Here is a 14,149-nt window from a genome sequence, read left to right on the forward strand (position 1 = left end):
ATCAACCTCTGTGTCTTATACTTTTTCTTCTGTTTCCACGCTTTCCGCTCTCTTCTTTTTTCTCGTAATTCTCATATGCCTTTACGATTTTCTGAACAAGCGGATGTCTTACAACGTCCCTGCTGGTCAGGCGGCAGACGCTGATCCCTTCCAGTCCGTTTACAACTTTGACTGCCACATCAAGGCCGGAAGTCTGTCCGGACGGCAGATCCTTTTGTGTCTCGTCACCGGTAATAACAACCTTTGATCCGAACCCGATCCGTGTCAGGAACATTTTCATCTGGGCCGGCGTTGTATTCTGCGCCTCATCCAGAATGATAAACGCATTGTCAAGTGTACGTCCTCTCATATAGGCAAGCGGAGCCACTTCAATGAGTCCTTTCTCTGAATTCTTTACAAAGCTCTCTGCCCCCATGATCTGATAAAGCGCATCATAGAGCGGCCTCAGGTACGGATCGATTTTGCTCTGCAGATCTCCCGGAAGAAATCCAAGTTTCTCCCCCGCCTCGATTGCCGGACGGGTCAGAATGATCCTTCCCACTTCATTATTTTTGAATGCTGAGATTGCCATTGCCATTGCGAGGTAGGTCTTCCCCGTACCGGCCGGTCCAAGTCCAAAGACAATCATATCCTTTTTTATTGCATCCACGTAGTTTTTCTGCCCCAGAGTCTTCGCCTTGACAGGCTTCCCCTGAACTGTATATGCGACAACCTCTTTATCTATTTCCAGAACATCGCCCTTTTCATCATCTTCCATAGCCAATGAAATGAGATAGTCTACATTTTGTTCTGTGATCACATTTCCCCGCCGGGACAGCTCCAGCAGCTTTTCCAGAATCTCTTCTGCTTTTCTGGTCCTTCCCTCTTCACCCATGATTTTGATCTCGCCGTTTCTCTCGATCAAAGTCACATGGAACGTGCGTTCAATTTTCTTTGCGTAGGCATCCAGCTGACCGAACACATTTGCCTCATGCTCAGCTGGTATCTGCATTGTTCTCTCCAAGATTCCCATGTTCTGTCTTTCTTTCCTTTCCGCATGATTCCAGAAGAATCAGTGTTCCTTTTGCTTTTGCACTTTGCGTGTCCTTGTATATTTTAACATCATTCTCCAGAATTTGAACCCCTTTTTTTCTTAAATCCTTGCAGAAGCGTTCAAATTCTCTGCTTAGAATCTCCTGACATTCCTTTTTTGTATAGGTTTTCTTCACTTCCCGGTACTGTTTCTCCTCCCGGACGCCAAATGAAAACGGGAGAGGAAAGCTTTTTGAAAACTGAGGGAGGACCTCAAACGAAAAGATTTCTTTTTTCTCCCCTGCTTCAACTTTCTGTCCCAGAACGTATTCTTTATCCGAGAAACGTAAGAACACCTGACGTTTCTTCCGTTTTTCATATCTCTTTACCGTATAGGATAAATCCAGCGTATCTTCATATGCTTCTTTTGTCTCCATCCGGATATCCGCATCCGCATTCTGGTACTGATATCCTACGACTTCCTGACTGTCATTTTTGATCTCCACACGTCCCGACACAAGAATATCTCCGGTTTTTACTTCATCTCCGGCATGAACCATCGGAACACCGGACCTGGTGACAATCTCTTTGATCACGCCGTCCTTTTCAGCGATGAGATCGGTTCCTTCCTCTGTCATTTCCTCTTCCTCAATCTCTCTGGAATCACTGTTTTCCTTAATGTCAATCTGGATTTTACTGCCCTTCAGAGATGCCGACACCCAGATGACATCATCGTACTCTTTCCGGATCATCCGTGCAATCCCGGCACAGTCCACAGAAGAAGCCGGCATTCCGCAATGCACATCCTGTTTTCTTAAAAAAGCCAGAATGGTCTCATCCGTCCGGACATGATTTCCGCTGATCTCAATATTCCATATAAAAAGGGAAAGGATATATACGAGCAGAACGCAGCCCGCTGCTCCGGCAAAAAAAATCTTCCTTTTACGGTGCCGGAAAAGGAAAAAAGGAAGTCCGATTTTCTCTATGATTCGTAAATTCGTGCCGGTTTTTTTGAGAATCGGTTTTAGTTTCTTCATGCCGGCTATTGTAATATTCATGTCATAAAAATTGCGGCCCGGCAACAGTCCCCAGACCGGAATCTTTTTGTATTTGCACAGATTCAGAAATCGTTCAGGAGAATATCCGGTGATCCGTATCCGGACATACCCTTTCACATACCGCAGGATCCGTGTCAGCAATGTGTATCCTCCTTCTTTTCAAACTCTACCTTCCAGATCTTCCCGGTAATTTTCATCTCATCGTTCATATAGTATTCTATGCACATTCTTTTTCCGATAATCCGGATCGTTCCGGATTTTGTTTTCACACGGATCAGTTCCTCCGTATATTCCAGAATCCCTCTATAATTTTCTATACAGATTTCACACTGTCCGGTCAGATGGATCAGCGGAAGCCCCATGATCACGTCTTTTGGTGCATCTGCAGTCTCCGCGATCTTTTTGCGGATCACGTCCCCTCGTGTCTCTTCCTGCCTGGTCTGGTCTCTTCGTCTGCTTCCCATCATGCTGCCGCACACCTTGCTTTTCTAGCAATATATGCGGCAGTCTCCAATCCTATACACCATCTGTTTCCAAAAGCTACTGTGCCTTTCTCTCCTTCCCGGTAAAAGAAAGGACCTCAATGCAGTACACATCCGCCGCTTTCAGCAGATTTTCATCAAATTTTAATTCTGCCTCCGGTGCCAGATGCTCCATAATCTTTTCGAAACCGTAACGCTTTTCGCTCTCCGACTCCAGCTTTCTGATCTTTCCTGTCCCCATAATACTCTGGTAGGCATATGAATAGGAACAGGTATAATCTCCACGGATCACCCCGCCTTCCCGGTCAAGTTCCAGCGCTGCTACCGGCTCTTTTGCAAAAGCCTCTGCTTTCCTCCCCTGAGCCGCGGAATGAAAATACAGTTTCCAGTCAAGTGTCCCGTCTTCTTTCTCCAGTAATTCATATCCATAATTCACCGGCACAATAAACATTCCTTCTTCATCCGCCGCGCCGATTCGTACAACACTGCATCCGTCAATCAGGTCTCTTAAAACCTCTTTGTCCCGAATCTCTCTTTTCTTTAATCTCATAGTCCGCATCCTGTCTTCCTCCTTTTTTTCTGATCATCTTCTATTCAAAATGCAGAAGCTCCGCATATTCTTTCAACGTATTTGTTCTGTAAATCTTCTGAATCATTTCCCGTTCTTCCCGGTGTACCAATGCACGGTATGTCCAGAATTCTTTCAGTCTCGACAGCACATGCCGCTCCTCCTGGATTTCTTTCTGATATGCGAGATAAAGCTCATACTGAAGCTCCATCCAGGTATGGGCCGGCCTGTGGTTTTGTTTAATTTTAGATAACAAAAGCGGATCGCCAAGTATTCCTCTCCCAAGCATCACCGCATCGCTTTGTGGAAATTTCTTCTCCCAGTCTTCGTACTGTTCTTTCGTAAAAAGATCGCCATTATAACATAATGGATGTCTGCTTTCCTTCATTGCATACCGGTAAACTTCCCGGTGCGGGCTGCCTTTATAAAATTCTTTCCCGGTACGTGGATGGAGAATCAGCTCCTCGAGCGGATACCGATTATACAAATCCAGCAGTGCTCCGAACTCCTCCACATCCCTCACTCCGATTCTGCTTTTAATGGAAATCCGGATATTGGATTTTTCAAAAATTTCATCCAGAAATCTGCGCAGACCGTCCGGATCCGCCAGAAATCCTGCTCCCCTTCCTTTCGACACCACACAGCGGGAAGGGCAACCCAGATTCAGATTGATCTCCTCATATCCAAGGCTGCCAAGATACGCCTCTGCGCTCAGGAATTCTTCTGTTTTATTTGTCAGGATCTGTGGAACCGCATACATTCCTTCATTATTTTCCGGAAGTACGTCCTGTCGCTGCCGTTTGGACAGTTTTCCATTCTCATTTGGCGTAAGAAAAGGGATAAAATATTTATCCATCGGTTCAAACAGCTTATGATATGTTCTTCTATAGATATGATCTGTGATCCCTTCCAGGGGAGCAAGATAATATTTCATGTTCGTGTATTCCTTTCTCTTTTCCTTTTCTGAACCTGCTTCTATTTTCTTTTAATTCATCATACACTGAAACCAACAATATTTTCGGGAATCAAAACTATGAAACATGCTCCTGAATTAAAAAAAGCATTGCTTCTTCTCCTGCTTTTTGTAGCCGCCTACTGCGCCGGAACCGGCGTCGGATTTCTTATTTCCTCCTTCCGGGAAGCCCCGGCCCGGGAGACGTCTGCCGAAGCCTCCGGGAACTGGGGATTAAGCTTTCCAAACGAAGGAGAACGCCCCGTCGGCAATGCCGATATTTCCGAGCTCTCCGCTCTGAATGCCGCGTACTGTGAAGATACGGATGAAAAAGTCATCTACCTGACTTTTGACTGCGGATATGAAAACGGAAATACGGAAGCAATCCTTGATGCCCTGAAAAAGCATGACGCTCCCGCGGCTTTTTTTATTGTAGGCACCTTTCTTCGTGACAATCCGGACATCGTAAAACGGATGGTCAAAGAAGGGCATACAGTCGGAAATCATACGTGGCATCATCCGGATATGTCCGCCATCTCTACAGAAAGCGCTTTCCGCGAAGAACTGGAAAGCGTAGAATCTCTTTTTGAAGAGACAACCGGACAGAAAATGAGCCCGTATTATCGACCTCCGCAGGGGAAATTCAGTACCGCAAATCTACAGATGGCAAAAGAACTGGGATACTCTACCTTTTTCTGGAGTCTCGCCTACGTAGACTGGTACGAAGACGACCAGCCCACCAGAGAAGAAGCATTTGAAAAGCTGCTCGGACGTATTCATCCCGGCGCAGTCGTTCTTCTCCACAACACGTCTTCCACCAACGCGCAGATTCTGGATGAACTGCTGACCAAATGGGAAGAAATGGGCTATCACTTTGCTCCGCTCTCACAGCTTGTAGAAAATCAGCTTTAGCAGAAGAGGGATATGGTCTTTGAACCGTATCCCTCTTTCTTATTCATATTACTTTTCCATTCTGCCCAACCAACGGATCATCAGATCGTCGGGTCGGTCGGATCCCAGTTCTGATAAGCCGGAATCTTCGCATATACCGGTTTTCCAAGCGGTCCTGCTGCAGAACTGTTGTAAATGGTGACTGTTGTGCCGGAAGCACAGTTGTCATAAATCCATTTCGCGTCAATGGCTCTCAGCCGGATACATCCGGAAGATGCCCATGTTCCAAGTCTGTTGTACTGATTCGGCATCATTGTCCGGTTGTTGAAATGTGTGTATGGAAGAGAATGGAACAGGATGTGTCCTGTAATTCTCGTACACCATTGGCCCTGAGCCCCATACAGTGCATGCCAGCGGTATTTGTCAGAGGTATGGAACGTACCGGTCGGTGTTCCTGCTCCCGGTGAACAAGCAAATGCCACAACCGGGATGATATATCCTCTGCTTCCATCTTTTGCATAAACTGTCACGCAGCTCATCTGTTTGTTAATCTTGATCAGATAAGAGGACTGCTTTCCGATGATATTACGGATATCTGTCTGTCTGACACCGGACTTGTAATAATACTTATATCCGTTTTCGTAGTACCATCCATTCTTACTCTTCACAAATGGACGTGACGTGGAACCCGGTGCTGCCGCTCCTTTCTTTACCAGACGGATCTGTACTGCCTCCAGGCGGTAGCTGCATCCTTCGGTACCGGCGCTTGCACCGTTCTTTGCCCATCCGAGCCAGCCATACTGCTGCGCATGAACGCGGTAATAAATGTCAAAGTACTTTGCCATATTTCCTGTCAAGCGAATCTGAATCGCTTCCAGGCGAAGACTTTTTCCCGTTGTTCCGCTTAAAGCGCCATTCTTTTTCCAGGATGACTCCCACCCAAGATTCTGAATATGGGAACGATACTCAATATTTCCGCTGATATCCTGATTTGCCAGACGGATTTTGATGGATTCCATGCGTTTATACTGTCCGACGGTTCCACCTGTGCCCCCATCTTTCACTTCGCTTTTCCAGCCGTCATTCTGTACATGTGTCTGATAATATACAGATGGAAGCTGATGGAATGCAGATGCTGTACTTCCCGGCGCCGCTTTTCCTTTTACGACCAGTACCACCTGGAGTCCCTCCAGCCGATAGCCAAATCCGGCTGTCCCTGCACTCTCGCCATTTTTCGCCCAGCCAAGCCATCCAAACTGCTCCGCATGAACCCGGTAATACACATCAAAACGCTGTGCCATTTCTCCGGTCAGACGGATCTGAATTGCCTCCAGACGGAGAGCCTTTGCAGTCGTTCCGCTCATAGCTCCGTTTGCTTTCCAGGATGATTCCCATCCAAGATTCTGAATGTGGGAACGGTATTCAATATTCCCGCTGTATGCCTGATCTGTCAGACGAAGCTTTACAGACTCCATTCGTTTGTACTGTCCAACGGTTCCGCTGATGCCACCGTTCTTTACTTCTTTCTGCCAGCCGATTGACTGAACATGAGACTGGTAATAAACCGACGGGCGCTGCCAGAATGCATCGGCCGTATTTCCCGGTGCCTGGCCTCCCTTTTCCACAAGAACAATCTGAATACCTTCCAGCCGGTAACTGAATGCTGCCGTTCCGGCACTTTCTCCATTCTTTGCCCAGCCAAGCCAGCCAAACTCCTGTGCATGAACACGGTAGTAAATATCATAATGCTGTGCCATCTCTCCGGTCAGACGGATCTGAACCGCCTCCAGACGCAGTCCTTTTCCAACAGTACCGCTTGCAGCACCGTCTTTTGCCCATGCGGATTCCCATCCGAGATTCTGCACATGAGAACGGTATTCTACGCTGCCTTTGTAAGACTGATCCTCCAGACGGATTTTGAGCGTTTCCATTCGCTTGTATTCTCCGACCGTTCCGCTTGTAGCACCGTCCTGTACTTCATCCTGCCAGCCGTCTGTCTGAACCTGGGACTGATAAAAGATATGCGGCGTGCTGACTTCTTCTGTTTCCTCCGCCTGCACCTGCGGCACTTCCGCTGCTTCTGATTCTTCAGATACTGCTTCTGATTCCGAAGCAGTATCTGTCTGGTTTTCTGTATTTTTCACCGGTTCCTGCACATCGATGTCCGAATCAGTCTCTCCGGTTTCTTCCTGTTTATCCGCTACGGACTGGTCACCTGTCTCCCCGGCAGGTTCCACCGTCTCTTCTGCCTGACTGTCTTCCGATTCAATCAGAATCTCCTGCCCGCTTTCTGCCGGATTTTCAGCTTCCTGCTCTGATAAAACAGCTGTATCTGTTGTATTTACGGACGAATCAGCTGCCTGTACTGAAAAAGATCCCATTATCATTGTCAGGCTTAAAATAACTCCGGTCATTCTTTTCATGACCTTTTTTACATTCATAGTTCATTTCCTCCCTATTCTGTTACGGATGCAACTTTTATGTAGTTTCCCTGTGCATCCTGCCCGTAGTATGTAAGCTCTCCAGTATCTGCATTGAAAATTCCAATGTCGTATTTGCTCCTGCTTAAAATTTCATCCGAGAACTCAAGCAGATAGCAGTCTGCTCCATCCGGACATAATGCTGCAATCCTGCTGTCCACATTATCCGGATCAATTACGGAAGCAAACCAGTCAATTCCGGAATAGTCGATGCTGCCTGCCTGACCCAGCGCCTCTGACTTCGTTGAACTGAACAGCCCGCATGCCATTTCTCTGGATGCAGAGTTAAATGTACTGGAACTGTAACCGGACATACTGATTCCCGGATTGAAGAATAAAATCAGCTCTGCCGCCACTGAGGAATCTACGTCAATCATTCCCAGCCTCTCTAACTGCTCCTGTTTTGCCGGATACATTCCGGTCGGGGTATTTGGATGACCTTTGTAATAATAAACATACTCATCCCCGTAATAAAGCATTGTCAGTCTTGCATAGTTTTCAAATGTCTCTTCGTTGTATGCATAAGTACCTAAAAGCATCATGGATTTCTTATTCTGAATTTCGGATTCCGCAAAATATCCATCATTAAAATCATACAAGGCTTTAAAGGCATTTACGGTTCCCTCGCCTTTTGCCTGAAGATCCTGGAGCATTGTGTTAACATTTTTCACTGTCACATCTGCTTTGATCTTCTCGGCAAAAGCATTATTGTCCCCGCTGGTGAACAGATTGTTTCGTGCTACCCACCATTCGGTTCCAGGTTCGCACGCAAGCACTGCGTACATACAGTCCCAACGCTTATGCCATCCCCATTCCGTTGCAACCTTTCCAGTCTCGTAGGCATCCTGTTTTGCACTCTTCCATTCATTAATCAGCTGCTGATGTTTTGCGGAAGGATCTGCCACATTATAAGTCTTATTCATAATGTTGAATGTTCCGGAACCATCCGACATCATTGTAATTGTATATTGCTTATCCGGAATCCGGTTTGCATAAATCAGTGAATGAATCAGGGTACAGGTAATATCATTAATATACAGGTTAAACCTGGAATCCGGACTTACCTCATACAAATCCTTGACATACTGTGCATACATGCTGTAATTATATGTCTTCTGCATCTGTTCATCTGTAAGATAAGGCATTCCATAAACACCTTCCGGAAGCTGATCCCAGTTATACGCTGAAGGTCTGTCCAGCATTACAATCGTTGGAATTGTTTTTCCTGTCTCCGGAGAAGTGGTAATATCCCACAGGGACAGTGAAAAGTATACAACCGGGAAGGATGCGGAAACCGGTGCCAGGTTATATTCGCCTGCCTTTACGCCTGCGATCTGCTCTTCGGCTTCTATAATTTTCCCATTCTTTTTATAAGAAATTGAAACATAATACTTTCCGTAGTAGCCCACATTCATGTTGAATCCGGCGGATGATATACTGTTCAGATCCACTTCTTTCTTTACCTGACGGACAGTATTCCCCCGATATTTCATTGCTGCGGTTACTTCTATACTTGTAGCCTTTCCGGACTTTTTGAGCTGGTCAAGCTTATTCGGTCTTATATTAATTGATGTGGAATCTCCAATCTGTCCAATCTTCGTTCCCCATCCGGTTGTAATGTATGGATGGTCTGTCGAGCCGGGTGCTTTCGCGCCTTTTTCTACCATCTGAATTTCAATGGCTTCCATCCGTTTGGATAATCCTGTTGTTCCGGCAATCTCTCCATTTTTTGCCCAGTCAAGCCAGCCATAATCCTGCACGTGAACTCTGTAATACAGATCATATTGATCTGACACGGTTCCCGTCAGCCGGATCTGAAGCGCTTCCAGACGGAGTGATTTCCCAACACTTCCACTGACAGCTCCATTTTTCGTCCATTTATTTTCCCAGCCAAAATTCTGCACATGTGTACGGTATTCTACTTCTCCGGCAACATCCGCATTATTGATCTGAACTTTAATTGCTTCCAGGCGTTTTGCTTTTCCCTTTGTTCCGCTCATCGCCCCGTCGTTGACATAATTCTCCCAGCCGAGATCCTGTACATGAGACATATAACGGATCATCATTTTCACATACGGTGTATCCGTTTTTCCAGGAGCCTTTTCTCCCTTTTTCACAAGCTGAATCTGAATTGCTTCCAGCCTGAGATTCAAACCGGAAGTTCCTGCGCTTTCTCCGTTTTTCGCCCAGTCAAGCCAGCCGTAATTCTGTGCATGGACTCTGTAATACACATCATACTGTTCGGCTATTTCTCCACTTAAGCGGATCTGTATAGCTTCCAGGCGAAGTGCTTTCCCTGTTGTCCCGCTCAGTGTTCCATTAGATTTCCATTCTTTTTCCCATCCAATATTCTGAATATGAGTCCGGTACTCTATATTTCCAGAAGGAGCTTCACTATCCAGGCGAATCTTGATTCCTTCCAGGCGTCTGTATTTTCCAACTGTTCCACTGACTGCCCCATCTGCTGCTGAACTCTGCCATCCTGCCGTCTGAACATGGGTACTGTAGTTGACAAGCGGATGCACATAGGCATTTTCTGTAGTGCCTGGTGCCTTTCCTCCTTTATCGACAAGCTGGATCTGAATTGCTTCCAGACGTTTTGACTTTCCGGATGTTCCTGCATTTTCACCGTTCTTTGTCCATCCAAGCCAGCCATAGTCCTGCGCATGAACACGGTAGTAAACATCATACTGTTCGGCAGCCTCCCCGGTCAGCCGGATCTGAATTGCCTCCAGACGCTTTGCCTCACCTTCTGTTCCGCTCAAAGCGCCGTCTGCCTTCCATCCATTCTCCCATCCATACTTCTGAATATGAGAACGATACTGAATGCCGCCCGATACACCTTCCAGCTTAATTTCGATCGCTTCCATACGCCTGTACTCTCCGACCGTTCCGCCCAGAGCTCCGTCTGCTGCTTCTTTCAACCAGCCTTTATCCTGTATATGCGTTCTGTATACTACATGTGCTCCCGCTGCTCTTTCAGTCTCCGCCGTTTTAGTCTGCTGCTCTTCCGGAGCTGCTGCTTTTGCAGCCTCTTCTGATGTTTCCGGAGTACTGTTCTCCTGCTCCTGAGTTTCCTCTGCAGCCGGCCTGGTCTCGTCTGAAGGCTGAGTCTCCGAAATCGTTTCTTCCTGAACATCGTCTTGCGACTCTGCCGGCAGTGCTTCCTCTCCGGAAGTCATATCCTGTGATTCTTCCGGCTCTTCCGAAGTTTCACTGTTCAGACTGCTTCCTTCTTCTGTACCGTCCTGCTGCATGTCTTCCTGCATGGTATCTGTCTGAACTTCAGTCTGCCCATTCGGAGTTTCCCCGGCATAAACCGGGACAGATGACAAACACAGTGCTGCGCATAAAGATGCTGCAAGCATTCTCTTTAACTTTGTTCTAATCATTCCCTCATCTCTCCATTCCTAAGCAAAATTCCTGCTAACTTATTATAACGTACTTCTACCGGAACTACAAATCTTTCTGCGGCTTTATCCGGCCTTTTTTCAGATTTGGTTCCAGCCAGTTCTTCTGTGCATATTCCCAGAGCACAGAAGCGCCCTCACCCGTCCGCGCATTTCTTTTCATAATCTGGTCTATTGACACTTCGTGCTCTACCCATGCCTTCCCATCTGTAGCCGCATTGAGCATCATCGGCTGAAGATTGTCCATGGTCCGCGCAAATTTTGCTTCCGGTGTTTCTCTTGCCTCAAATTCCTTCCACAATTCCATCAGGTAATTACCCTGTTCCTCCGGAAGCAGCCCGAAGATCCGCTCAGCCGCTTTTTCTTCTCTTTCTTTCTGCGTCTTCTTGGCTTCTTCATCGTAGGCGTAGGTGTCTCCTGCATCAATTTCTACAATATCATGAATCAAAAGCATCGAAATCGTTCGGAGAACATCGATTTTTTCATTGGAATATCCGCTTAAGAGCAGTACCATAATCGCCATGTGCCATGCATGTTCTGCATCATTTTCTTTTCTCTCACCGTCCATCAGATACGTCTGGCGTCCGATAAACTTTTCTTTGTCAATCTCTCTGATAAAATCAAACAGCTGATCTAATGCTTTATCCATCTTCGCTTCTCCCTGTCCAGTTCTCTCTGATTTGTGATCCGCACCACTTTGGATCCATACTTTCGCATCACACGTTGATACTCCATTTTTGCCTTCCCGCTTCTTCCCTGATAAAGAATCCAGAAAACAAATTCCAGATCCAGTTTCTCTGTACATCCTTCTGTGATGGAGGATCTCGTTTTTCCATGATACCTTCTTGCCCGTTTCCATGCCCGGTAAAGACAGACAAGTCTTGGAAAATCAAGGAAAAGAATGCGGTCTGCTTCCTGCATCCTGCGCTCGTATTCCATACTGTGATAATTCCCGTCAATCACCCAGGAATCATGACTGTCAAGAAATTCCCTGACTATTTTCTGTTCCTCTTCTTTCGGACGTTCTATCCACCCGGGCAGCCAGTGAACCTTATCCAGATGAAGAAGCGGAAGTCTTCTCTTTTTGGCAATCCATGCCGCGATGGTAGATTTTCCGCAGCCGCTGTGTCCGATAACCGCTACCTTCAAGCTTTTTCCCACTTTTCTTTTCCAATCGTCTTCCAGCATCGCCATCAAAATGACATCCCTATACTGTCTTTCATTTTTTATCGCATCCCGCAAGATCCCCTCTCTTTGAAATCCAGCTTTACGATAGACTCTTTCTGCCCTTTTATTAAAAGAATACACATCCAGGCTAAGACGATGTAACTTCAGCTCCTGAAACGCAAAGTCACGCGTTACTCGTACCGCCCAGGATCCAATCCCTTTTCCACGTGCTTCCGGACGAAAGATTGCAATTCGGAAATTGGCACATTTAAGCGTTTCGTCTAGTTCGTTGATTACACTCTCCCCAACAATCTGCCCGTCTTTGTCAATAATAAGAAACAAAAAATACTGTGGATCCTCTACCGCTTTCCTGAAAAAGCTTACAACTTCTTCTTTCGTATAAGACTCTTTACTTCCTGTCATGCGTATGATTTCTTTATCAAGCGGTCTGTAATTCTGCTCATAATAGGACTCTGCATCCTCGAATCTTGCAGGCCGCATCACATATCCTTCATACCTCCAGACCAGATTTTCTTTCCCCCGCATTCTTTTCTCCGCCTTTCCTCCTTTGCTACAGTATATTTTATCTGAAATTTCCCCTGATGTAAATGTCGGATCTTCACCAAAAAAAGAGAAGCTTCGACTTCTTTTGAAAGTCCTGCTTCTCTTCTTTTTTATTCTTCTGTCTTCCAGATTTCACATGTCCGGCATCCGTTTACCGTAATCATCCGCTCCGGTTCTTCCAGATAGATCCTGGTTGTCATTACCACTTCTCCATCATTTACAAAAATCTCCGCAATGGAATTATCAATCAGTACAAATGCATGCCTGATTTCCGATGCCGTCCGACCGATCCGTGTGGTTCTTCCTCCGCCGCAGTCAGATGACTCTCCCTTTTCATTTAAAAAAGTCATTTGGATGCGGTCTGCTTCCATATGAATCGTCAAACCATTCTCTTCCGTTCCAATCCGGATCTCTGCCGGGACTCCTTCCTGCAATGCAGTTTCGATTTTTACCATCTCTCTTCCAAAACGGCAAAGGGTACCTTCTTCTCTATTCCAGTATAGTGTATCAATCTCACGTACCGGCCTCTGGTATACTGCTCCGTTTTCTATATGAAGCTCTCTTGGAATCGTCAGGCAGTGCTGCCATCCATTCTGTACAGACAGATTCCGGTGCGTCTCAATGGTATCCGGCACTCCGGCCCATCCGATCAGAATTCTCCGTCCGTTCTCATCCTCGAATGTCTGAGGTGCATAAAAGTCAAATCCCAGATCCCATTCCCGGAAGGTCTTTTCCGGAGTTTCGCCGTTTGTCAGAATCGAATAGCCGGACTGATACAGATTCTGGCAGCGTTCCGGTTCCGCAGGGAGTCCCTGTGGACAGTAGGAAAGAATTTTCTCTCCATCCAGTTCAAACAGATCCGGGCACTCCCACATGTAGCCAAAATTTTCTTCCGGTAGAATCTCATGATCCAGCTTCCATTGTTTCTTATTATCCGAAACATAGACCAGCGCACAGCCGGTATCACGGCGTCTGTCACCATCGAAATCCCGTTTTCTTGCGCCAAGAATCATGTAGTAATGCCCCTGATCTTTCCATACTTTCGGATCCCGGATATGTGCTGTCATGTCTTCCGGATAATCTTTCATTCCAAGAAGAACCGTTTTCTCTGACATATGCTGCCCATCTTTTGAACTTACCATCAGCTGGCTGGAAATTCTTCCTTCATCAATATAGTCATAGTCACCCGGCAGTTTGACATTTCCGGTATAAAAAAGATACATCGTTCCATCTTCTATCAGTGCTGAGCCGGAATACACTCCGCTTCGGTCTTCCGGCCGGTCTGTCGTAAGAACCGGATCCTGATACTGCCAGTGCAGCAGATCCTGACTGGTACAATGCCCCCAGAAACCTCCTCCACCATTCACACTGAGCGGTGAATATTGAAAGTAAGCCTGATAAGTACCCTGAAACTGACACAGTCCGTTCGGGTCATTCAGCCAGCCGACCGGCGGCATGATGTGATACTTCATCCGGAAAGGACAGCTGTTCAGTCTGTCCTTTTGCCGGTTTTCTTCTGCTCTGACTTTATTCACCCAGTTTTCATTTTCTATTTCTTTTCCCATA

General features: G+C 46.4%; 11 protein-coding genes. 1 reads left to right on the top strand and 10 read right to left on the bottom strand.

Annotated features, from left to right (window positions below; translation table 11 throughout):
• Position 1 precedes the first annotated feature (1 nt).
• From B5G11_RS01860 to B5G11_RS01880, 5 genes are all read right to left on the bottom strand, one after another.
• Positions 2-1,012, bottom strand: a complete 1,011-nt coding sequence (locus B5G11_RS01860) for a PhoH family protein (protein ID WP_087168929.1) — start codon at positions 1,010-1,012, stop codon at positions 2-4.
• Complete coding sequence (locus B5G11_RS01865; protein ID WP_087251978.1) at positions 975-2,210, bottom strand: sporulation protein YqfD; 1,236 nt, start codon at positions 2,208-2,210, stop codon at positions 975-977. The genes B5G11_RS01860 and B5G11_RS01865 overlap by 38 nt, the downstream gene beginning before the upstream one ends.
• Entirely contained in the window at positions 2,204-2,536 is a 333-nt protein-coding gene (gene yqfC / locus B5G11_RS01870) for a sporulation protein YqfC (RefSeq protein WP_242958866.1), read from the bottom strand. Before yqfC ends, B5G11_RS01865 begins: the two co-directional genes overlap by 7 nt.
• Before the next feature lie 73 nt (positions 2,537-2,609).
• Positions 2,610-3,101 carry a pyridoxamine 5'-phosphate oxidase family protein gene (locus tag B5G11_RS01875; RefSeq protein WP_242958869.1) on the bottom strand — a complete coding sequence of 164 codons (492 nt, stop codon included), beginning with the start codon at positions 3,099-3,101 and terminating at the stop codon, positions 2,610-2,612.
• Positions 3,102-3,141: 40 nt separating this feature from the next.
• On the bottom strand, positions 3,142-4,053 hold the full coding sequence (locus B5G11_RS01880; RefSeq protein WP_087251980.1) for a tRNA-dihydrouridine synthase family protein: 912 nt from the start codon (positions 4,051-4,053) through the stop codon (positions 3,142-3,144).
• A gap of 99 nt (positions 4,054-4,152) precedes the next feature.
• Here B5G11_RS01880 and B5G11_RS01885 point away from each other — a divergent pair, with 99 nt between their 5' ends.
• Positions 4,153-4,983 (top strand): polysaccharide deacetylase family protein, encoded by an 831-nt coding sequence (locus B5G11_RS01885; RefSeq protein ID WP_087251981.1) that lies wholly within the window; start codon positions 4,153-4,155, stop codon positions 4,981-4,983.
• An 80-nt stretch (positions 4,984-5,063) separates the two neighbouring features.
• On the opposite strand, the gene B5G11_RS01890 is transcribed toward B5G11_RS01885, so the two are convergent.
• The 5 genes from B5G11_RS01890 to B5G11_RS01915 form a co-directional block, all read right to left on the bottom strand.
• The gene (locus B5G11_RS01890; RefSeq protein WP_087251982.1) at positions 5,064-7,403 is read right to left on the bottom strand and encodes a L,D-transpeptidase family protein; all 2,340 of its coding nucleotides are present in this window, start codon (positions 7,401-7,403) and stop codon (positions 5,064-5,066) included.
• Between the two features lie 14 nt (positions 7,404-7,417).
• The gene (locus B5G11_RS01895) at positions 7,418-10,834 is read right to left on the bottom strand and encodes a hypothetical protein (RefSeq protein ID WP_087251983.1); all 3,417 of its coding nucleotides are present in this window, start codon (positions 10,832-10,834) and stop codon (positions 7,418-7,420) included.
• Positions 10,835-10,898: 64 nt separating this feature from the next.
• A complete protein-coding gene (locus B5G11_RS01900) occupies positions 10,899-11,501 on the bottom strand; it encodes an HD domain-containing protein (protein WP_087251984.1) in 603 nt (200 codons plus the stop codon).
• A complete protein-coding gene (locus tag B5G11_RS16615; protein ID WP_242958870.1) occupies positions 11,486-12,565 on the bottom strand; it encodes a GNAT family N-acetyltransferase in 1,080 nt (359 codons plus the stop codon). Before B5G11_RS16615 ends, B5G11_RS01900 begins: the two co-directional genes overlap by 16 nt.
• 128 nt (positions 12,566-12,693) lie before the next feature.
• The gene (locus B5G11_RS01915) at positions 12,694-14,148 is read right to left on the bottom strand and encodes a glycoside hydrolase family 32 protein (protein ID WP_087251985.1); all 1,455 of its coding nucleotides are present in this window, start codon (positions 14,146-14,148) and stop codon (positions 12,694-12,696) included.
• Between the last annotated feature and the right edge of the window lies 1 nt (position 14,149).

Source organism: Drancourtella sp. An57, assembly GCF_002161525.1.
GTDB lineage: Bacteria > Bacillota > Clostridia > Lachnospirales > Lachnospiraceae > Sellimonas > Sellimonas catena.

Bases quoted from the DNA above. Each gene is read 5' to 3' on its own strand.
- B5G11_RS01860 (WP_087168929.1), bottom strand. From the start codon at position 1,012: ATGGGAATCTTGGAGAGAACAATGCAGATACCAGCTGAGCATGAGGCA.
- yqfC (WP_242958866.1), bottom strand. From the start codon at position 2,536: ATGATGGGAAGCAGACGAAGAGACCAGACCAGGCAGGAAGAGACACGA.
- B5G11_RS01875 (WP_242958869.1), bottom strand. From the start codon at position 3,101: ATGAGATTAAAGAAAAGAGAGATTCGGGACAAAGAGGTTTTAAGAGAC.
- B5G11_RS01880 (WP_087251980.1), bottom strand. From the start codon at position 4,053: ATGAAATATTATCTTGCTCCCCTGGAAGGGATCACAGATCATATCTAT.
- B5G11_RS01885 (WP_087251981.1), top strand. From the start codon at position 4,153: ATGAAACATGCTCCTGAATTAAAAAAAGCATTGCTTCTTCTCCTGCTT.
- B5G11_RS01890 (WP_087251982.1), bottom strand. From the start codon at position 7,403: ATGAATGTAAAAAAGGTCATGAAAAGAATGACCGGAGTTATTTTAAGC.
- B5G11_RS01895 (WP_087251983.1), bottom strand. From the start codon at position 10,834: ATGATTAGAACAAAGTTAAAGAGAATGCTTGCAGCATCTTTATGCGCA.
- B5G11_RS01900 (WP_087251984.1), bottom strand. From the start codon at position 11,501: ATGGATAAAGCATTAGATCAGCTGTTTGATTTTATCAGAGAGATTGAC.
- B5G11_RS16615 (WP_242958870.1), bottom strand. From the start codon at position 12,565: ATGCGGGGGAAAGAAAATCTGGTCTGGAGGTATGAAGGATATGTGATG.
- B5G11_RS01915 (WP_087251985.1), bottom strand. From the start codon at position 14,148: ATGGGAAAAGAAATAGAAAATGAAAACTGGGTGAATAAAGTCAGAGCA.